Consider the following 19863-nt stretch of genomic DNA (forward strand, 5'->3'; position numbering starts at 1 on the left):
CATTTAAATTTCTACTTTGGCACCCATTTCTACCACATTGTTGCTAGGAAGTTTTAGAAACTCAGCCGCGGTGCCGGCATTACGGTGCATATGGGCAAACAATTTTTCACGCCATAACGCCATACCTTTAATACTCTCAGATGCCACCACCGCCTCATGGGATAAGAAATAACTCACCTTGGCAGGATCGAAATCAAAGTTAAATTGCTGAATGTGTTTGAGTGAGTCTGGCACATCAGGGTCATTTTTAAAGCCAAAATTGAGCACCACCTTCCAGCAATTGTGTCCCAAATAGGTCACTTCACTACGTTTGCTAAGACCCACCCAAGGGGTTTCTAAGGTATTAACGGTGACAAAGATATTGTACTCATGCAAGCATTTATTGTGCTTTAAGTTTTGTTTCAACGCCACGGGTACGATATCGACTTCAGAGACCATAAATACAGCAATGCCTTTGATTTTTTTGATATTTTCAAACAGCACTTGGCAGCGCTGGTTGATTAAGATTTTCTCTTGCAGTACCGCTTGCTGATTTTGCAGCTCTTGGATATTCTCAAGTGGCGCGTTTTCAATATCTTGGGTCAGCTTTTCTAATTTGCCTTGCGTCGACTCCAAAGCTATTTGTAAGCGTTTATTGGTAAAACTACCAAACAAGTCATCCAAGAAATTTTTTAAGTTAATTTGTCTTGTGGTATGGGCAATTCTCACCAAGTTACGCCCATCTCGCCAAGTCATCATTAACACAAACATGACGCCCCCTAACAACAATGGGAACCAGCCGCCTTTGAGGAGCTTCAGCAGATTTGACGCCCAAAACAAGAAATCCACCACAAAGAACAATGAGGTCGCGGCAATACACAGTAGCAATGGGTATTTCCACGCATAGCGAATCACAAAGAAGGTCAATATCGTGGTAATTAGCATATCCGTACAAACCGCAATACCATAAGCTGCCGCTAATGCACCCGATGATTTGAACATCACCACAGCAAACGCAATGGCGATAAATAAGCCCCAGTTAATCGCTGGAATATAAATCTGACCCACTTCTTTGACATTGGTATACACAATACGCATACGCGGTAAAAAGCCAAGTTGCACCGCTTGTTTAGTGATACTAAACGCCCCAGAAATCAGCGCTTGTGACGCAATCACCGTCGCTAAGGTTGCCATCACCACCATCGGGATACGCATGGCATCTGGAATCATCAAAAAGAAGGGATTGGATTTGCCATCGGGATTGGCGAGTAAAAATGCGCCTTGACCAAAATAATTGAGCAGCAAGGCGGGCATGACAATGGAAAACCACGCGATACGAATCGGTTTTTTGCCAAAATGCCCCATATCGGCATACAAGGCTTCACCGCCTGTCACACACAACACAACTGCCCCCAATATGATAAAGGCGAGTGTCGGATTGGTCATCACAAACTGATAAGCATAGATGGGATTGATGGCTTGTAATATTTCGACATTGTGCTGAATATGATAAACCCCAATGCCAGCAATCAACAAAAACCATAGCACCATCACAGGTCCAAACAGCTTGCCGATACCTTTGGTACCAAATTTTTGCACAAAAAATAACAGGAACAAAATGGTCAGCGTGGCAGGAATTACCACACTATGCAGCCGTGGCGATACCACCGTCAAACCTTCTACTGCCGACAGCACTGAGATGGATGGGGTAATCACCCCATCGCCATAAAACAAGCAAGTACCAAATATCCCCATGGTCATGATGATTGCGTGCAATTTTGGGCGATGTTTCACCGCGCTTGATGCCAAAGCGAGCATCGCAATCAGACCACCTTCCCCTTTATTGTCGGCGCGTAGCACCAACGAGATGTACTTGAGACTGACGATGATGGTGATAGTCCATACAAATAATGACAGCACCCCATAGATATTGGCAACATTAAAGGCGACATGACCAGAATTAAAAACTTCTTTTACTGAATACAGTACACTGGTACCGATATCGCCATAAACGACCCCGATTGCCCCTAATGTCAGTGCAGGAACCGAGGTTTTAGCATGTGCTTTACTCATAAATTAACGACGCAATTTGATAAGATGGATTATTATAAGTCGAATTATAAAATTGCGGTTAAATTATATTTTGTAACCAAAGTTATCTATGTACTTGACGATAGTAACATTTTATCAGGTTGAAATTAAACTGCGTTTGCTTTGCCTAGACATTATGTCTATTAGCAGAATATTTTCAACCCCAGTCAGCGTGGCTTCAGCCATTTTTTCGTCCTTATCGCTAAACTTGAGTGGCAAAATCTAAAAAATCTGACGGCAGGCAGACGGATTTATGCTAGAAAATAGCTCGATTATGTAATTTAATATGCTTAACGGGTGGCAATATAAAACTATCCTAAACAGCCATCAAGCATCAAATAAAACATAAATGTTGCATAAGAATACAGTTAGGTAGATAATGTTGTTTATTATAAAAATTTTGCGCAATTCATGCGATTGCTAAAATTTAAAGGGTAAGACATAAAGCGTAAGATGAAGAGCGTAAGGATACCAAAAAGCGATGAACGAAAATGATTTACGGGTCATTAAGACTGAACAACATATCGAGCAAGCTTTTCTGGCATTACTGCAGCAGAAACCTTACCGCGCCATCACGGTCCAAGATATTTTAGATACTGCAGCGATTAATCGCTCAACCTTTTATCGTCATTATGCCAGTAAAGAGGCGCTGGCGGAGAAAATGGTGAGTAATTTTCGCCAAGTGTATGAGAAGTTTTTAACTGAACGCTTTAGTGTCGCCAGTCAAGAAAATTTACTGATGTGTTTGGAACAATTTTGGGCGTTTATTCACGCGCAAAAACAACGCATACTGGCTTTTTGGCAAATCAAAACCCCAAATATCCATTTATATGATGATATGTATGCGTTAATCAAACAAAATTATATTGAGCATGCTAAGCGTCATGGACGCCCAGGCGACTTGGAGTTTCAAGGGCATACGTATGCAGGGATTATATTAAATAATTTAAGTTACTGTCTGCAGCAAGACCACCACATATCACTCGAGGATATTCGTAGCAACATACAACTGATGATGCAGACAGTGTCTATACAGTAATCTCTTATGGCAATAATCGTATTTAGGATTTTTTACCGACTAAATCAATCACCCAAAGCTCCGCTTGCGAGCCCAGCCGAAATGGCACACCCCAAAAACCATAACCCGAGCTTACAATCACATCGGTATTGTTGATACGTTCATAGCCGTAACCCAAACGATTTAAGAATTTGACAATGAAATTGGCAGGAAATATTTGCCCATTATGGGTATGTCCAGACACTTGCAAATCAATCGGTAATTGTACGTTTTGTTCAATCTCATTGGGCTCATGGTCAAGTAAAATTATCGGCTTATCCGTATTTGACGGTATTAAGTCCTTGGTCGCTTTACGATAACTGGCATGATTATCCAGTCGTCCTACCAACCAAAACTGATTATCAACCAACACTTTGTCATCTGCCAATAAGGTAATATTGGCTTTTTGGATCGCATCGCGAATCTCGCCTTCATGCCCATACATGTCATGATTACCTAGTGTGGCATACGCGCCCATTGGCACTGCTCTTGCTAGTTGTTGCAGCGCGGGCTGCATATTTTGCGAGGTATAATAATCAACATTATCATCCATGATATCGCCAGGCATGAGCAGCAGTTGCACGTTCTGTGCTTTTACAATATCGGTTAATCGGTTAATTTGCCGCTCACCGACCATTAGACCCAAATGCAGGTCTGAAACCATCCCAATCCGAATAGGTTTAGCAAGTGGCTGATTGGCAGTCAAGGTGATATGACGAATGGTGGGTGTATAAGCATTATAAATACCCATCAACACCATGCCAAAAAACACCAGCGGCAACAAAATGCGTTCCCCGTAAATTTGATAACTCACGGCATTAAAAAATTGCGGGGCAACTTTCATCAACACCAAATTGATAATGCCCACCGCCACCATCGACATGATGACAAACCACAAAATAGTCAGCCAAGTCATAGACAGCTTAAGCCCAAAGCTCGTCAATCGTGCGATGCCAAATACCAATAACGCATTACTTATCACAAATAGACTAATCATCAAATAGCGAGAAGAGCGATCGGATAACCAAGACCCTGCCCACCACTGCAGCCCCCGCCCCGCGCCATAAGTAAACAATTCAAACAACAATACAATGACGGTCAGAAATATCCAACGCATACCAGCCCCAAATTTTTTATCATAAGTAAAGGTTATATAAAGAATGTTTGTGAATTTACAATGTCGCTTTATATATTCTTTATCTATTAAAGCCAATCAGTGAATTTGAAAAAATCAATTAATATAATTTGCGCATTAAAAAACCCAACTTACGAGAATAAGTTGGGTTTTTTCGATATCGGCTCATCCGATAACGGTATTGTGGCAGGTTTATTGATTTTTAACAAGCAATAAATTTGCTATAATAACCCTTTTGGCACTTTTAAACATTATGACTTATTCAACTGCTGTTAATTTATCTGATATTGCCAAACCTGCCCAAACCCGCGTCATTGTGGGGATGTCAGGGGGCGTTGATTCTTCTGTCACCGCCGTTTTGCTCAAACAAGCGGGCTTTGACGTTGAAGGCTTGTTTATGAAAAACTGGGAAGAAGATGACGGTACCGAATATTGTACCGCCATGACTGACCTTGCCGACGCGCAAGCGGTCGCCGACAAAATCGGTATTAAACTGCATACCGCCAACTTTGCCATGGAATATTGGGATCGCGTATTTGAGCATTTTTTGGCGGAATATAGCGCAGGTCGCACCCCAAATCCTGATATTTTATGCAACAAAGAAGTCAAGTTTAAAGCCTTTTTGGATTATGCGCTAACCTTGGGGGCGGATTATATTGCCACCGGTCACTATGCACGCCGCGGTTTTAGCGATGAAAATGGCAAAGCGCCACTGCTACGCGGACTTGATAACAATAAAGACCAAAGCTATTTTCTACACGCGGTGGCAGGCGATAAAATCGCCAAAACCTTGTTCCCTGTGGGTGAGTTAGAAAAACCTGAAGTACGCCGTATCGCCGAGCAATATGATTTAGCAACAGCGAAGAAAAAAGATTCTACGGGTATTTGTTTTATCGGCGAGCGACGCTTTAAAGACTTTTTACAGCAGTATTTGCCCGCTCAAAAGGGCGATATCTATACCGATGATGGCAAAAAAATCGGCACCCATGATGGCTTAATGTATTACACACTCGGTCAACGTGGCGGTATTGGTATTGGTGGGGTCAAAGATAGAGATGAGGCGCCTTGGTTTGTGTTGCACAAAGACTTGGATAATAATCGCCTGATTGTCGGTCAAGGGCATGACCATCCGATGTTACAATCCACTGAATTGACTGGCTATAAGCTTGACTGGGTGGTTGATGCACCCACCCAACTGTTTACTGCCCAAGGTTATCGCTGTACCGCCAAAACGCGCTATCGTCAGCCCGATCAAGCCTGTACAGTTTTTGCCCTTGATGAAACGGGCGACACTATAAAAGTGGTGTTTGACGAGCCACAGCGTGCGGTGACGCCCGGTCAGTCTTGTGTGTTTTATCAAGATGACATCTGTTTAGGCGGTGGCGTGATTGAAACCATCGATGCCCCTACTAGCCTAGCTGAAGTTTAAAGTTTAAAGTTTAAAGTTTAATACACAGTAAGACACAAACAGCGCAAATTGATATCATTTGCGCTTTTTTTATACCCTATTGATTAAGAAAAGTTTGCGGCTAGGCGTTTGTTCCACCCCGCTTTTTTTCGTAGGTAGCCAATTCCCCAGCAGCTTAAATAAATCACAAATGAAATGGTAGTGATATAAGGTGAAATCGGCAGCCCAGGTCCTAACGATAGTAATATCCCGCCGACCCCAGCGATGATAGCAAACAGCATGGACAACAAATAGACATAGATAGGTCTAGCCGTCACTTGACTCGCCGCTGCGGCAGGCGTGATGAGTAACGATAATAACAGCAATGCACCGACAAACTGCACACTCACCGCCACCACAAGACTCAGCGCAAACATAAACAGCAAAGATAAAAATGTTAAATTTAAATGCTGCGCTTGGGCAACTTGCGGGTCGACTGCGGCAAATAACATGCGCTGACCAAATATAGCAATGATTGACAGTACAATCACCGCGACCACTAACATTGACTGCAATTCAGCGGGCGTGATTGCAACAATCTGCCCGGTTAATAAGCCAAATTTATTGGAGGAGCGCCCTTGATACAAGGATAAAAACAACACCCCCAGCCCAAGCCCGAATGGCAACAAAATACCCACCACTGAATTGCGGTTTTTGCCATCAATCCCCATGACCCCCAGCACCATGCCAGCCGTCACCGCCCCAATCACGGCGCCTAGGGTGACTGAAGACCCTAACCATAAGGCACACGCCGCCCCTGCAAACGACAGCTCTGCTGTCCCATGCACGGCAAACGCCATATCCCGTGCCTGTACCATCGGTCCAATGAATCCCGCCATCACACCCAGCAATACCGCGGCCACGATGGACGTTGATACCAAGGGCAACAGCTCAGCAAAGTTATCAAAATTGATGATGGTATGTAGCCAAGTCGTGAGCAGCATGTAAATTCCAAAAGTTAAAAAACCATCGAATGTGATGGCTTGTTTTTGATTGAAGCAAATAAATTAGCGAAATCGTCTGATTAAGTCGACACCACCGAGGTTGGCAGTCGCATTTTCAAGGCGCAGCACTTTATCTACCAAAGGTATAATTGGTTCGAGTTCATGGCTAATCATCAAAATCGCGGTATGATGTGCTTGTTTGCGATGGGCTAAAATATCACTGACCACATACTGGCTTGCCACATCAAGGCTCAGTAGCGGCTCATCCATCAACAAAACATCAGGCTCAGCGACCAAGGCTTGGGCGATACGCATGCGCTGCTGCTCACCACCCGAGAGCATGGTAAGCGGTGCATCACAAAATGACTCACCGCCGACTTCCGCAATGGCTTTATCCACCAAATATTTTTTTTGTTTTGCCGTCTGCCAAAAACCACCCAAGGTTTTTTTGGGGCTAAACAGACCAAACAGATAATTTTCCCCATCCAGCCCTAGCTGTACCAAGTCCCTACCCCGAATCGGTAGTTTTGGCGCAAAGTCTTTGAGCTGAGGCACATAACCCACTCGAATATCTTTGCCAAGCGTGATTGAACCACTGGATAGTGGCACAAGTTTGAGTAAACTTCGCAGCAGTGTGGTCTTGCCTGTACCGTTGGCGCCGAGCAATGCCACAAATTCACCTGATAAAATCGAAAAATTGACATCCTGCCATAGCAGACGTTGTCCAAAGTGCATACTGCCATCTTTGACTTGCAAAACGACTTGCTGTGATTGGGGCAGTTTGACAAACGATTGGCAATGAATGGCCTGCGCAAACTGCCGCTCGCTATTGGCTATTTTGGTGGTTGACATGGGCATGGTGGCTACTTCTTCATCCTAACAGCAAGATTAACGACAAGATCCTAAAGGCAAGGATGGTTGATTGGCAATATCACATTGCAAAAAATCTGGGCTAAAAATTACGCATTATAAGGGATAACCAGTCAACACTATACCCATTAACGCAAATTTTTACTCAAATGCGTTAATGGGTAATCTAAAATTTTCAGGCTAGTTAAAATTAGCGCGTCGCTGCCGCAAAATCATCCAGGGTTTTTTCAATAAATTGCGTATAGCTTGTCACGCCATCGGGCAGGGTTTCATAGACCGCCACAACTGGGACTGTTGACGCCTTCGCTAATGTGATGAGTTGCTTTGAGGTAGCATCCTCGGTCTGGGCATTGACCACCAACAAGCCGACTTGTTTATTGCTCAGCAGGCTTTTGCTGTCATTGAGCACTTTGACCGACACCCCTGCATCCGTCTCTGATTGCACGACATAGGCTTTTGGCGTTACATTCTTGATGCCCATATCGGCTAGCAAATACCCAATGACAGGCTCAGTAGCAAAGGCAGTGATGGCTTTTTGCTGTCCGATTTGTTTGGCTTTGACTTTAAGCGCATCAATTTGCTGGATAAATTGTTGGGTATTTTTTGCATAAATTGCTTGATTGGCAGGTGATGTTGCCGCCAATTGCTTGTTGACCGCTTCAGCCACTTTTTTTGCTGTATCAAGGGAGAAAAACACGTGCTCATTGAAGTCACCGTGCGAGTGAGTATGTACTTCGCTATGCCCTGCACTGGGCACGTGAGGATGATCATATGGTTGCGGATCAGCGGTCTTTATTTCGTGTTGGTGTTGTTCACCGGTAGACTCATCTGCCGCATTGTCCGTGTTAGGCGACAGTCCTGAAAGTGCCACCGCATTAATCACCACAGGTTTGTGACTCACCGACTCAGCTAAGCTCATACCCCAATCATCATACCCGCCACCGTTGACCAGCATGATAGCGGACTTAGTGATATTAAGCTTGTCGGTCGCTGTGGCTTGATAATCATGCGGATCTTGTGATAAATCATCGACCCCCACAATCACATTGACTTTATCCCCCCCGACCGCTTTAGCCACCGAACCCCACACATTGGTAGTGGCATAAACGGTGGGTAATTGGGTATTAATAACGGTGTTTGATGAGACTGTTGTAGCTGAGCTATTTGATGCGGATTGCTTTGAGGCTGATTGATTTGAGGTGGATTGATTGTCAGTTTGTTTTTGGCAGCCTGTTAATCCTCCCAATAGGCTCATCGTCAATGTTACCCCTGCAATCGTGGGGTTTTTTAGTAGCCTTAGTAGCAAAAAAGGTCGGCTAAAAAAAGCATATTTGTTAATCAATGCGTTTATCATGCTGGGTCGCCCAATCAAGTATTGAAAATAGTAAAAATGTTATATTATAACATTTTAATGGTGTTCTCAAGATAGCTCAATGATTTATGCTGGCTTGGATTTCATCTATCGCACCTTTAAATTCAACTATTTGCGCTGACCTTTTTATGCCATAATAAATTTATCACCTTGCTGTATGGTTCACAGGCGAATCGGTTGTTATTTTCTACGCTTTACGCCTGTCAGCACTTTTTTGTATGACCCACTCTCACAGGATGTTTTTATGAAACAATTTTTCGCGCCTTGTCTGGTACTTGTCAGTATGTTGGGCACAACATTTGCCCATGCAGCCTCTATGCCAGTGGATACCAATGCCCGCTTTAAACTAGGGTTAAACGCGTCAATCAACAATTACGCGTACGACAAGGACAATGATGTTACGATAATGCCACAGGCATTTTATGACAACAATCGACTCTACATTGAAGGCAGTGAAGTAGGTTATTATCCCTACAAAGACGCACAAAACGAATGGCGATTAACCGCAAGCTACGATAGCCGTTCATTTGATCCAGACGATGCGAGCACAGCGGCTTTAAAAGGACTTGATGAGCGTAAATGGTCTGCTATGGTAGGTACAAGCTATATGCGCATCACCCCGTATGGTGGCTTTAAAGCGCAAGTGGAAACTGATGCATTAGGTCGCAGTGATGGTACTAGCGCAAAAGTGGCGCACTTGAGCAGATTTAAAGCAATGGACGATAAAATCACCATTTACCCTGAGTTAGGACTGCAGTGGTACAATGACAAGTACAATAATTATTACTTTGGTGTTTCTGAGCAAGAATCGCTACGAACAGGGATAAAAGCTTATAACGCTGATAGTAGCGTTACCCCCTATGTGAATGTCAGTGCCAGTTACGCCATTTCACCACGCTGGAGTGCATTTATCAGTCAGTATTTAGAGTATTTGAGCGATGAGCAAAAAGACAGCCCACTGGTTGATAACCGTGTCGATAGCAAAACTAAAATTGGCTTTAACTATCAGTTTTAATGCCTAGTTTGATGCCTAGCCTGCCCATAAATAGCTTGCCCATAAAAAGCGCAAATTGTTTGATTTGCGCTTTTTTTCTTTATAAGAAAGGGTTATTCACTTCGTCCACGTGCGATGCTTGCTGCTGTTGCGTGGCAGATTTTTCCACCGTTTGCGCTTGATGGGCTTCTAAATATTCAATGATTTGGTTCAATACATCTTGCAATTGTTTTGCCGTGGCTAAACTTTGTTTATCCAACGTAAACGTCGCACTGCCGTAGAGATTGACTTGCTCTCCTTGATTCTCAAGGGTAAATTCGCCCAAGCCCACGCTTTGGCTATCATTTTGAAATGGTTTAAAAGCACTCATCTTTTTCCCCTGTTTAGTCACTGATTTGCTGTTACTGATTTTGGTTATGGTGAAATAGTCGCTACATTGCTCGGCAAACTGGGAAACGCATTGACCCCGGTGCGTTTTTTAAGTGTGCTTAGGCTAATTTTTTCAACAGTTCCGCTATCATCATTTGGGCTAAAAAATGCCATCGCTTGATGTTGTGATGGCAAATATACCGCTTTAAAAAAATGCGATGGCACTAACACGCGATTTTTTAGCCGTTTGATTTCCGGTGTTAAGAACGCCACCCCTGTCACTACATAAGCTGAGCCGTATTGGTTGGTCAGGTTGCGAGTTTGTGTTTCAATTTTTACCCAAGTTTTACGGTTGTTGTCAGGTGTTTGTGGGGCGATATTGGCTAAACTAAAACTATCAAATTGTGAGTCCGGGTTTGCCATATCAGCATTGGGCGCTAAATGCCCTCTGTCAAATCCGGTACGGGTATAATCGCTCAATAGACTACGCACCTCGGTTGGCAGGCGAGTTTCTTCATGAAAGTTATCCTCTCTGACCAAGGTTTTGGCAGCCGTTATTCGTTGTCGCGTCAAATGCTCAGCGACCCAAATCGGGGTTTTGGTGACCCCCGAATACATCACCGCAAAGCCATTAAAGCACAGTGGGTAGGTTTTTTGCGACAGCTTAGCAGTCATTGTCGGCTGGGTTTTCTCCAAAAACTCGCTGGCGCATTGTTGTAGCGCCTTGTCTAGCGGGCGCGTGGTGAGTGCTTGGGTAGCTGTGTTCGCTTGGGCGGTAGGAATAGTAGTAGGGATAGTAACAGTATTGCTATCGGGCTTGGTGGCTGAAGGCGCAACACTACAACCTGTCAAATACAGCAAGCCAACGCTCATGGCTGATAAGATGGCAGTACGGCTAATAAAATGGGTTTGAACTATCATGAGTGACCTTAAAAATGAAAAAATGAAAAATGATGCAATGACGACAATGGTATGGTTCGGGCTAAAGTGATGTATAACGTAGTTTAAAGCTCGGTTTAAAACTTTTTGTTATTTTATAAGTTTTTTTAGTGGAATAGGCAAATATTTACTGGCAGTGATAGCAGTTTTTTGAAATGTTTTTTGGCTAATATTGCGTTGACTATTTTTATCCCAATATTTTCCCATCAACAATTGCTTAAGTTCTGATAAAATACACCTTTTGTCGTTAGTAAATTTTTATGAGTACATCAACCACATCACAAAACGCCGTCGTCTTACTCTCAGGCGGGCTAGATTCCGTGACTTGCCTTTACTGGGCAAAAGCCAATTATGCCAACGTCACAGCGGTAAGCTTTAACTACGGTCAGCGCCACAATAGCGAACTGAATGCCGCCAAAAAAATCGCCGCGACTGCCCAAGTTAACCATCGTATTATCGATATTGATTTGGCACAGCTAGGTGGCTCAGCGTTGACCGATGCTTCGCTGGTGGTACCCGATGCCAAACAAACAGATTTTAGCGATAATCAGCATAATGACAGCATTCCAATCACCTATGTACCTGCGCGTAATACCATCTTTTTGTCGTATGCGCTGGCATTGGCAGAGGTGACACAGTCCAATGCCATTGTGATTGGCGTCAATGCAGTCGATTACTCAGGCTATCCTGACTGTCGTCCTGAATATATTGAAGCCTTTGAAAAGATGGCAAATCTCGCTACCAAAGCCGGTGTGATGGGCAATCATCTCCACATTGCAACGCCATTGTTGCATTTAAGTAAAGCAGAAATCATTAAGTTGGGGGTATCGCTGGGGGTGGATTATGCTTTGACCGTGTCATGCTACCGCGCAGATAGCGAAGGGCGAGCCTGTGGGCACTGCGATAGCTGTTATTTACGACAGCAAGGTTTTTTACAAGCTGAAATAGATGACCCGACTATTTATCAGTAATCTATCATCATCAAATCCTGCCAGCTTTATTGCGTCAACGGTAAAGCTAGCCATTGTACGATTGAACACCTGCTGTTCTATACTGCTGTCTCTTATGAGGATAAACTATGAAACATTCAGCCATCGTGACCCTATTTGCTAGCATGGTTTTGCCGTTTGCCGCGCATGCCGCCAACCCACAATACGTCAATGCTTGCGCCACCCAAATGACCGAAAAACACATCACTGATGCCGCTTCTGCAAAAAAAGTATGTACTTGTGTGGTAGATGAACAAGCAAAAATCACCCAAGCGCAAAAAAATGAGCTTGATACTTGGGTAAAAAGTGGAAAAGATGTTCGCCAAAACAAAACTTTCCAAACCATCAGCGCTCGTATGAAAGCGTGTGGCAACGGCGTTAAATTTAATAAAGCCCGTCCCTAATCGGCTACAATCAAGTCAATAATCGATAGCGCCGCACCACCAGACCAGTTGTTTACTGGTCTTTTTTTGTTTTGTCGCATGAAGAAGTTTGTACTCAATCTGGCTTTCTGATATTGTTAGTTCAATTTTTGCTTGGGAAATGCCCATGACTCAACTACCCAATTTTTTGGTCACCACGGTTGAAGCGGATACCAGCCGTCATGCCACAGCGCAGCCGCAATTTATCCAGCGTCAAATCAACCTGCCAGCATATGCCAAACAGTCAGAGAAAGGCTTGATTCTGTACTTTTATCCAAAAGACAACACCTCAGGCTGTAGTGTACAAGCGCAAGATTTTAGCCAGCATTTGACTCAACTGCAGCAGCTTGGCTATCAAGTCATTGGCGTATCAAGAGATAGTGTCAAAAGCCATGAAAAATTTATCAGCAACCAACAGATTAATTTTGCACTGGTGAGTGATACCGATGAACAACTTTGCCAATATTTTGGCATCATTGCCGAAAAAAAACTGTACGGCAAAGTCAGCCTTGGCGTGGTACGTTCAACCTTAATTTTCGACAACGCCGGCAAGCTGATTCATGAGATGCGCAATGTCCGCGCCAAGGGACATATTGATAAATTACTTGCGATATTGCCCACCCTTTAACCCAAACTAACCTAAATTAACCCAAACACCTTATTTTATTTTGATTTTTTGACTCGAGATCACTCATTGTATGTCCGTGAACCAATTTTTTAAAAATATCTATCACGACTTGTATTATGACGTCTATAAAGCAGTCGGTGGTTCGCTCGAAGATGAAGCGGTTAATTGGCCGCTGTATCTCTCCAAACTTGCCAGTACAGGCATCAAAATTATGGTACTGTTGGCTATTTTGGGCGTGGTCTATCGGTTAAGTTTGTTGCTCATCAATTCTGCCCGTTTTATCGCCAAAGACAGTAAATACAGCCAATCGTTAAGGCTTATCGCACGGTTGATGTGGTTGTTTTCAAGTTTGCTTGCGGTGATGAGTCAGCTTAATTTTGAACCTGAAACAGTCAAAGCCACTGCCAAAGCCGGTATTTGGTCAGTGATTTTTTATATGGCGTGGTACAACCTCGGTTATTTGATGCAAAAAATGCTCAAAAATTATGGGCTAAATGCGTCGATTGAACAATTACTGCACAATTTGTTGTCCATGCTCATCATCGTATTGTGGATTGCCTCGGTGATGTCACAGTTTGGTTTTGATATTGTGTCTGTGGTCGCAGGTCTTGGAATTGCAGGTATCGCAGTGGGTTTTGCGGCACAAGCCACACTTGCCAATTTTATTGCCGGTATCACCATTTTGATTGAGCAGTCATTTCAAGTCGGTGATTGGGTCAGCATCAATGAAAAAGAAGGTAAAGTGGTGCAAATCGCCTTGCGCACTACCCAAATTTTGACCCGTGACAATATCACCGTGATTTTCCCCAATTCAACCGTTGCTTCAGCGGAAGTCATTAATTTGACTGCCAAAAATCTGATTCGTTTTGATATTGAAGTGCGTATCGCGTTGGAAGCTAATATTGAAAGCGCTCGCGCTATCATTCTTGATATTTTAGCCAACACCAAAGAGGTATTAGAGCGTCCTGCGCCCACAGCGACGGTGGATAAAATTGGCGATTTTGGGGTATTTTTTATTGTGCGGTTTTGGGTCAATCCGCCACACGTGTCTCGAATGCCATTTATCAAAGAAAATCTACGCGAACAAATCAAAGTAGCTCTAGATGATGCCAGCATTGCCACACCTTACCCTCATATGCAGCTTTTAATGCCAAGCGATAAAGCCACCCCATCGGTAAAAACTTCCCCATAATTTCAGACATTCTGTCATTTGTCGTTTGCTAATCATGCTAAAATACGCCATTAATCAACTTTGACTTTTTTTGGCAGTATTTATGACAGACAGCAATACAACGCCCGTTGGGCAAACTTTTCACATTGTCATCACTTGTGCGGATGGACTAGAGACTCCCTTGCAAACTGAGCTGGCAAGCTTTGGTATAGATACACAAATTGAGCGCACGGGTCGGCTGATGGCGACATTGACGTTGGCGCAGATTTATCAAGTTTGCCTATGGTCTCGTGTGGCATCACGGGTGTTGTTACCACTGGGCAAAAAGAACATCAATCCCGAGTACGATATTGCAGATCAGCTCTATACCTTTGCCAAAACTGTCAAATGGACCCAGTTATTTGATTTGGAGCAGACCTTTGCGATTCGTTTGACCCTAGATAAGCGCGTACAAGCCAACCAGCAATTCACCATGCTTCGTGTCAAAGATGCGATTGCCGACCAATTTAACGAGCAGTTCGGTCGTCGCCCCAATGTCGATAAAAACCCCGATTTTGGCATTGTCGCTACTGTGGGTGACAAACAAGCTGAATTGTATCTAGACTTATCAGGGACCAGTTTGCACCGCCGTGGTTATCGTGCTGCGATGACTGAAGCGCCACTCAAAGAGAACTTAGCGGCCGCCCTGCTCTATAGCGTGAATTTTCACACCACCCAATTTGACAGTATCGTCGACCCGATGTGCGGCTCAGGCACGCTGATTATTGAAGCCTTACTGATGAGCGCAGATTATGCCGTGGGACTGGATAAAGCCGATAGCCAATTTGGGTTTTATGCATGGCAACATCATGATACTGCCCTTTGGGAGGCTATGGTGCAAGACGCGCAAACCCGTTTTCATCATCGCTTAAATGCCATGGCAAATGGCGAGATGCCCGCGGTATTTGCTTTTGATATGGACTCAGGCGCGGTTCGAGCCACGCATAAAAATTTAATCGCCGCAGGTTTGACGCCTATCATCAACCGTATTACCTTGCAGCAGCGCTCACTGGCGACCCTTAATTTGGCATTAGAAAAACAAGTCAATGGCTGGGTCAATCCCCTGTTTATTACCAACCCACCCTATGGTGAGCGCTTGGGTGAAGAAGAATTGATTAAACCCTTGTATCAAGGTTTGGGTAAAAAATTACAAGCCCTGTTTGCAGACAGCCCTGCCAAAGTGACTTTGGGTGTCCTCGCTGCCAAAGTTGAACAAGCCGACGTACTACCCCTTGCCGAGCCAAAAACCCTACGCTGTCATAACGGTGCTATCACCGTTTATTTTCGTTATGGTGAGCTGTTAAAGAGTAAAGACACACCGTTAATTACGCGCTTTGAAAAACGTGAAATCGCCGTAGAAGAAGGTCAAGATTTTATCAATCGACTACAAAAAAATCTTGCCAATCTGCGTAAGCTTGCTCACAAACAAGCTGTAACCAATCTGCGGGTGTATGATGCCGACTTACCTGATTTTAAAGTAGCAGTGGATGTATATGGCGAATTTGTGCATGTGCAAGAATATGCCGCCCCTAAATCAATCCCGTTAGAGACCGCCAAAAAACGCTTTAATCTAGCGCTGCATGGCGTGCGTGAAGCCTTGCAAGTAAACCGTGAGCAAGTGTTTATCAAAACCCGCGCCCGCCAATCCGGCAATGAGCAGTATGAGAAAAAAGCCAATTCGGGTAAATTCCATGTGGTCAGCGAGCCAACCGCCAACAACCAACGGGCGTATTTTTTGGTGAACTTTAGCGATTATTTGGATACAGGGTTATTTCTTGACCATCGCAGCATCCGAAAAATTATTGCAGAAAACTCACGCGGTAAAACGGTGCTTAATCTGTTTGCTTATACTTGTACTGCCAGCGTTCATGCGGCATTGGGCGGGGCAAAAGCGGTGACATCGGTGGATTTATCACAAAACTATCTGGATTGGGGACGCAAAAATTTTGCCCTAAACGGCTTGCCAGATTTGCCAAGCTACCAGTTTGTTGCCCAAGATATTTTTGAATGGATTAAAAGCAATACTGAGCAGTACGATGTGATTTTTATCGATCCGCCGACTTTTTCTAATTCCAAAAAATTTCAAGGTACTTTTGATGTGCAGCGCGACCACGTACCACTCATCAACCGTGCCATGAACCGCTTATCCGCTGAAGGCGTGCTGTATTTTTCTAACAATTTTACCAAGTTTGTGCTAGATGACGAAATCAACAACCGTTATCACGTTGAAGAAATGACCAGCCAAACCATCGGCTTTGATTTTGATAGTAAACGCCCTATTCACCAGTCGTGGGCGATTCGCCACAAATAATTTGCCAATAAAAAAGCGATGACTCGTGTTAGCCATCGCTTTTTTTGATGAATTCGGTTATTTTGCCATAGTCTTGGTTTCAATCACACTATCAAGCTGATAAAGGTTGCCATAGCCTTTGGTATCGGTCGGTGGGGTACGATAGCGAGTCAAGCGCAAAACCCGCTGTGCAGTTTCATCATGACGATAATTGATGATAGGCGCATCGAGCAGATGCCATTGACCCACCGCTGTTTTTAGTCCCTGCGTGTCATAATTGATGTCACGCACTTCTAGGCATTTTCTATCGGTGACATTGTCGCAATACTGCCATTTGGGTTTGACTTCCAAAAATACGGTTTCCCCTTTGCCGTATTTTACTTCAGGCTTTAATATACCATCCCAAATTAACGCAGTGCCGTCTGCCAAATCTTGTTGCAACATTGCATGTGTTTGCCAGCTCATTATCATCATTGATAGTTGACTTTGACTTTGCATTTGCTGAGCCAACCAAGTTTCACTTTGTTGTAGAGAGCCGCAACCCATCAAGGTAGTCACCGCATTGGTGCTTGCCTGTAGCTTGTCCCCTTGTAACCTATAGCCACTCGATAATTGATTACAGCCTACACTGTAACTGATTCGATTTTGGGTGAAATCAAGTGTTACCTTGTGGTTATCAATTTGCGGCTTCAACTGTTCCGATGGCGGTGGATTGGTACTGTCCGGATAAGCATTCACGCCAGACAGTTGCCAATGATAACTTTGCAAATCATCCACAGTGGGTGCTTTACCAATAAATATCGCAGGCTGGGCATCAGGCACTCTTTCACTAGGTGCTGATAGGTTAGTATTCACCGTTTGGCAACCAGTCAGGGCAAGCATGAGCAATGCGCTCGTTTTAAAGCTACCTTTAACCACTCGATTGTTTATCATTCTTTTATCCATTATTACGCCATTAATTGAAGTTTAGCCAAATATTTTTAGTTATTCAGCATCCGTTCTGTAAATTTAGTTTAGTACCTTTAAATTTAGTTTAGTACCTTTAATGGAATAGTTGGCATAAAAAAACCCAGTCAAGCGACTAGGTTTTTGATTTCAAACTTAAACTACACGGTTATTTATTCGGTTGTGGCGTGGTGCGTAGATAAGGTTTGATTTCTGTATGCCCTTTTGGGAATTTCGCGGCGATTTCTTCATTTTTGACGCTCGGCGGGATAATCACATCGTCCCCGTCTTGCCACTCAACCGGCGTTGCAATGCCATAATTATCTGACAATTGCAAGGCATCAATCACCCGTAAAATTTCATTGAAGTTACGACCTACGGCAGCTGGGTAAGTGAAAGTTAACCGCAGTTTATGCTGTGGATCGATAATGAATACACTACGAACCGTGTGCGTGGTTGACGCATTTGGGTGAATCATGTCGTAAGCTTCCGATACTTTTTTGTCAGCATCTGCAATGATGGGGAAATTCACCTCGCAGCCTTGGGTTTCTGAGATATCGCCTGCCCAAGCTTTGTGATCTTCGACGCTATCGACTGATAAAGCAATGGGTTTGACATGGCGCTTTTTGAACTCATCACCCAATGATGCCGTGCGTCCTAACTCCGTGGTACAAACTGGGGTAAAGTCTGCCGGATGTGAGAATAAAACCACCCAGTTATCACCTTGCCAATCGTAAAAATTGATATTGCCTTCGGTGGTTTGTGCGTCAAAATTTGGTGCCGTGTCGCCAATTCGTAATTGTGCCATCGCTGACTCCTTATAATTTGATTAATAGTATGGTTATTGTTTGATATCGGTCTATCACAGAGACTCAGCAAAATTTTAACAGATTTTAAATTCATCAATAATGACTTTTTGCGAATCTTTGTTTCTAAAAAGTCATAAGCGCGCTACGATTGACTGTTTTATAGTGGAGGTTTTAATCAAATTCCGCGGTCTTTAAAAACCGCGCGACCACGTTAAACTGTCCAGCGGTGGTATCTTCTTCATACATGGCTTGGCGAAACGCATTGGAATTGGCAATGCCTGAGGTATACCAAGCAATATGTTTACGAGCAATACGACATCCCGAGTATTCGCCATAAAACGCATAAATCTCTTGCAAATGGCTTAATACAATCTCTTTTAACTCATCCATCGTTGGACTGGGCAGGATTTCACCGGTCTCTAGGTAATGCGCAATGTCGCGAAAAATCCAAGGCTGCCCTTGCCCTGCCCGCCCAATCATAATGCCATCGGCGCCTGTTTGCTCGTATACTTGTTTGGCTTTTTGCGGGCTGTCGATATCGCCATTGACGATAACAGGAATGGTGAGAAGATTTTTGACTTCTTTAATTAACTCATAGCGAGCGCGGCCTAGATATTTATCTTCGCGGGTACGTCCATGTATTACAATCATGGCGATACCTGCCTCTTCTGCCATTTGTGCGACACGTAAAATATTTTCTTCACCATTGGCATAGCCTAGACGGGTTTTTAGCGTGACTGGCACATCCACGGCATTGACCGTGGCATCCAATAGTCGCTTGACCAAATCTTCATCTTTGAGTAGCGCTGAACCAGCAAGCTTTTTGCATACTTTTTTTGCCGGGCAACCCATATTGATATCGACAATTTGCGCCCCATTGGCAACTTGATAGCGAGCGGCTTCGGCGATTTTTTCTGGGTCTGAACCAGCGATTTGCGCAGAAATAGGCGCGATTTCGCCATCAAAATTGGCACGATACAGTGTTTTGTGATGGGCAAACAAAGTGGCATCAGAGGTCATCATCTCCGACACGGCATGCCCTGCGCCAAAGGACTTAGCCAGCATGCGAAAAGGCTTATCAGTGACCCCTGCCATCGGGGCAACGATGATGCGGTTGGCGATGGTCTGGTCACCGATACTGAGGGGGGTAAGTAATGGATGGCTGGACATAAATACAAAAGAATGACGAGCTCAAAAATGGGGGAACATTATAACTTTTATTGTCCATGCTTTGGCTAAAAATATTACGCATTTATCATACTCCCCATTTCCCCCTCTTTTAAACAATCGGGTGAGTTTTTATATCAATTTTTTACGATTTTTTATCTGTTTGTCATATAGACTTAACCCAATAGAAGTTTAATAGTGTCATA

At 43.8% G+C, this 19863-nt stretch carries 18 protein-coding genes; 8 read left to right on the top strand and 10 right to left on the bottom strand.

Going from position 1 to position 19863, the window contains the following annotated elements; translation table 11 throughout:
• Window positions 1–3: 3 nt before the first annotated feature.
• On the bottom strand, window positions 4–2052 hold the full coding sequence (locus tag ACH0AB_RS03630) for a potassium transporter Kup (RefSeq protein WP_007115344.1): 2049 nt from the start codon (window positions 2050–2052) through the stop codon (window positions 4–6).
• Window positions 2053–2551: 499 nt separating this feature from the next.
• Here ACH0AB_RS03630 and ACH0AB_RS03635 point away from each other — a divergent pair, with 499 nt between their 5' ends.
• A complete protein-coding gene (locus tag ACH0AB_RS03635) occupies window positions 2552–3109 on the top strand; it encodes a TetR/AcrR family transcriptional regulator (RefSeq protein ID WP_060995771.1) in 558 nt (185 codons plus the stop codon).
• Window positions 3110–3131: 22 nt separating this feature from the next.
• On the opposite strand, the gene ACH0AB_RS03640 is transcribed toward ACH0AB_RS03635, so the two are convergent.
• Window positions 3132–4244: a metallophosphoesterase gene (locus ACH0AB_RS03640; protein WP_406877209.1), complete on the bottom strand. Its 1113-nt coding sequence runs from the start codon at window positions 4242–4244 to the stop codon at window positions 3132–3134.
• A 271-nt stretch (window positions 4245–4515) separates the two neighbouring features.
• Between ACH0AB_RS03640 and mnmA the strand changes: the two genes are divergently transcribed.
• Window positions 4516–5691, top strand: coding sequence for a tRNA 2-thiouridine(34) synthase MnmA (mnmA, locus tag ACH0AB_RS03645; protein WP_406877210.1), 1176 nt, complete (start codon window positions 4516–4518; stop codon window positions 5689–5691).
• Between the two features lie 83 nt (window positions 5692–5774).
• On the opposite strand, the gene ACH0AB_RS03650 is transcribed toward mnmA, so the two are convergent.
• From ACH0AB_RS03650 to ACH0AB_RS03660, 3 genes are all read right to left on the bottom strand, one after another.
• Window positions 5775–6653, bottom strand: coding sequence for a metal ABC transporter permease (locus ACH0AB_RS03650; protein WP_007115351.1), 879 nt, complete (start codon window positions 6651–6653; stop codon window positions 5775–5777).
• 63 nt (window positions 6654–6716) lie between these two features.
• Window positions 6717–7511, bottom strand: a complete 795-nt coding sequence (locus tag ACH0AB_RS03655; protein ID WP_406877211.1) for a metal ABC transporter ATP-binding protein — start codon at window positions 7509–7511, stop codon at window positions 6717–6719.
• Between the two features lie 202 nt (window positions 7512–7713).
• The gene (locus ACH0AB_RS03660; RefSeq protein WP_406877212.1) at window positions 7714–8877 is read right to left on the bottom strand and encodes a metal ABC transporter solute-binding protein, Zn/Mn family; all 1164 of its coding nucleotides are present in this window, start codon (window positions 8875–8877) and stop codon (window positions 7714–7716) included.
• Window positions 8878–9139: 262 nt separating this feature from the next.
• Between ACH0AB_RS03660 and ACH0AB_RS03665 the strand changes: the two genes are divergently transcribed.
• A complete protein-coding gene (locus ACH0AB_RS03665) occupies window positions 9140–9910 on the top strand; it encodes a MipA/OmpV family protein (RefSeq protein ID WP_406877213.1) in 771 nt (256 codons plus the stop codon).
• Between the two features lie 79 nt (window positions 9911–9989).
• On the opposite strand, the gene ACH0AB_RS03670 is transcribed toward ACH0AB_RS03665, so the two are convergent.
• Entirely contained in the window at window positions 9990–10259 is a 270-nt protein-coding gene (locus tag ACH0AB_RS03670) for a hypothetical protein (RefSeq protein WP_096488973.1), read from the bottom strand.
• A gap of 44 nt (window positions 10260–10303) precedes the next feature.
• A complete protein-coding gene (locus ACH0AB_RS03675) occupies window positions 10304–11179 on the bottom strand; it encodes a DNA/RNA non-specific endonuclease (protein WP_406877214.1) in 876 nt (291 codons plus the stop codon).
• A 278-nt stretch (window positions 11180–11457) separates the two neighbouring features.
• Between ACH0AB_RS03675 and queC the strand changes: the two genes are divergently transcribed.
• The 5 genes from queC to rlmKL all read left to right on the top strand — a co-directional run bounded on the left by queC (window position 11458) and on the right by rlmKL (window position 16757).
• Window positions 11458–12168 (top strand): 7-cyano-7-deazaguanine synthase QueC, encoded by a 711-nt coding sequence (gene queC, locus ACH0AB_RS03680; protein ID WP_219299395.1) that lies wholly within the window; start codon window positions 11458–11460, stop codon window positions 12166–12168.
• A 107-nt stretch (window positions 12169–12275) separates the two neighbouring features.
• On the top strand, window positions 12276–12590 hold the full coding sequence (locus ACH0AB_RS03685) for a hypothetical protein (RefSeq protein WP_036589692.1): 315 nt from the start codon (window positions 12276–12278) through the stop codon (window positions 12588–12590).
• 145 nt (window positions 12591–12735) lie between these two features.
• On the top strand, window positions 12736–13236 hold the full coding sequence (locus ACH0AB_RS03690; protein WP_406877215.1) for a peroxiredoxin: 501 nt from the start codon (window positions 12736–12738) through the stop codon (window positions 13234–13236).
• A gap of 70 nt (window positions 13237–13306) precedes the next feature.
• A complete protein-coding gene (locus tag ACH0AB_RS03695) occupies window positions 13307–14428 on the top strand; it encodes a mechanosensitive ion channel family protein (protein WP_406877216.1) in 1122 nt (373 codons plus the stop codon).
• A gap of 82 nt (window positions 14429–14510) precedes the next feature.
• Complete coding sequence (rlmKL, locus tag ACH0AB_RS03700) at window positions 14511–16757, top strand: bifunctional 23S rRNA (guanine(2069)-N(7))-methyltransferase RlmK/23S rRNA (guanine(2445)-N(2))-methyltransferase RlmL (protein WP_406877217.1); 2247 nt, start codon at window positions 14511–14513, stop codon at window positions 16755–16757.
• A 57-nt stretch (window positions 16758–16814) separates the two neighbouring features.
• Here the strand turns inward: rlmKL and ACH0AB_RS03705 are convergent, their stop codons facing one another.
• The 3 genes from ACH0AB_RS03705 to dusB all read right to left on the bottom strand — a co-directional run bounded on the left by ACH0AB_RS03705 (window position 16815) and on the right by dusB (window position 19660).
• Complete coding sequence (locus ACH0AB_RS03705) at window positions 16815–17669, bottom strand: META domain-containing protein (protein ID WP_406877218.1); 855 nt, start codon at window positions 17667–17669, stop codon at window positions 16815–16817.
• A 181-nt stretch (window positions 17670–17850) separates the two neighbouring features.
• Window positions 17851–18489, bottom strand: a complete 639-nt coding sequence (locus tag ACH0AB_RS03710; protein ID WP_095355362.1) for a peroxiredoxin — start codon at window positions 18487–18489, stop codon at window positions 17851–17853.
• Window positions 18490–18661: 172 nt separating this feature from the next.
• Window positions 18662–19660, bottom strand: a complete 999-nt coding sequence (dusB, locus tag ACH0AB_RS03715) for a tRNA dihydrouridine synthase DusB (protein WP_406877219.1) — start codon at window positions 19658–19660, stop codon at window positions 18662–18664.
• Between the last annotated feature and the right edge of the window lie 203 nt (window positions 19661–19863).

This window comes from Moraxella sp. 179-F 1C4 NHS (assembly GCF_045370505.1).
GTDB lineage: Bacteria > Pseudomonadota > Gammaproteobacteria > Pseudomonadales > Moraxellaceae > Faucicola > Faucicola tetraodonis.

What these genes read in the sequence shown, in the direction of transcription:
- ACH0AB_RS03630 (WP_007115344.1), bottom strand. Translation starts at nt 2,052, where the DNA reads ATGAGTAAAGCACATGCTAAAACCTCGGTTCCTGCACTGACATTAGGG.
- ACH0AB_RS03635 (WP_060995771.1), top strand. Translation starts at nt 2,552, where the DNA reads ATGAACGAAAATGATTTACGGGTCATTAAGACTGAACAACATATCGAG.
- ACH0AB_RS03640 (WP_406877209.1), bottom strand. Translation starts at nt 4,244, where the DNA reads ATGCGTTGGATATTTCTGACCGTCATTGTATTGTTGTTTGAATTGTTT.
- mnmA (WP_406877210.1), top strand. Translation starts at nt 4,516, where the DNA reads ATGACTTATTCAACTGCTGTTAATTTATCTGATATTGCCAAACCTGCC.
- ACH0AB_RS03650 (WP_007115351.1), bottom strand. Translation starts at nt 6,653, where the DNA reads ATGCTGCTCACGACTTGGCTACATACCATCATCAATTTTGATAACTTT.
- ACH0AB_RS03655 (WP_406877211.1), bottom strand. Translation starts at nt 7,511, where the DNA reads ATGCCCATGTCAACCACCAAAATAGCCAATAGCGAGCGGCAGTTTGCG.
- ACH0AB_RS03660 (WP_406877212.1), bottom strand. Translation starts at nt 8,877, where the DNA reads ATGATAAACGCATTGATTAACAAATATGCTTTTTTTAGCCGACCTTTT.
- ACH0AB_RS03665 (WP_406877213.1), top strand. Translation starts at nt 9,140, where the DNA reads ATGAAACAATTTTTCGCGCCTTGTCTGGTACTTGTCAGTATGTTGGGC.
- ACH0AB_RS03670 (WP_096488973.1), bottom strand. Translation starts at nt 10,259, where the DNA reads ATGAGTGCTTTTAAACCATTTCAAAATGATAGCCAAAGCGTGGGCTTG.
- ACH0AB_RS03675 (WP_406877214.1), bottom strand. Translation starts at nt 11,179, where the DNA reads ATGATAGTTCAAACCCATTTTATTAGCCGTACTGCCATCTTATCAGCC.
- queC (WP_219299395.1), top strand. Translation starts at nt 11,458, where the DNA reads ATGAGTACATCAACCACATCACAAAACGCCGTCGTCTTACTCTCAGGC.
- ACH0AB_RS03685 (WP_036589692.1), top strand. Translation starts at nt 12,276, where the DNA reads ATGAAACATTCAGCCATCGTGACCCTATTTGCTAGCATGGTTTTGCCG.
- ACH0AB_RS03690 (WP_406877215.1), top strand. Translation starts at nt 12,736, where the DNA reads ATGACTCAACTACCCAATTTTTTGGTCACCACGGTTGAAGCGGATACC.
- ACH0AB_RS03695 (WP_406877216.1), top strand. Translation starts at nt 13,307, where the DNA reads ATGTCCGTGAACCAATTTTTTAAAAATATCTATCACGACTTGTATTAT.
- rlmKL (WP_406877217.1), top strand. Translation starts at nt 14,511, where the DNA reads ATGACAGACAGCAATACAACGCCCGTTGGGCAAACTTTTCACATTGTC.
- ACH0AB_RS03705 (WP_406877218.1), bottom strand. Translation starts at nt 17,669, where the DNA reads ATGATAAACAATCGAGTGGTTAAAGGTAGCTTTAAAACGAGCGCATTG.
- ACH0AB_RS03710 (WP_095355362.1), bottom strand. Translation starts at nt 18,489, where the DNA reads ATGGCACAATTACGAATTGGCGACACGGCACCAAATTTTGACGCACAA.
- dusB (WP_406877219.1), bottom strand. Translation starts at nt 19,660, where the DNA reads ATGTCCAGCCATCCATTACTTACCCCCCTCAGTATCGGTGACCAGACC.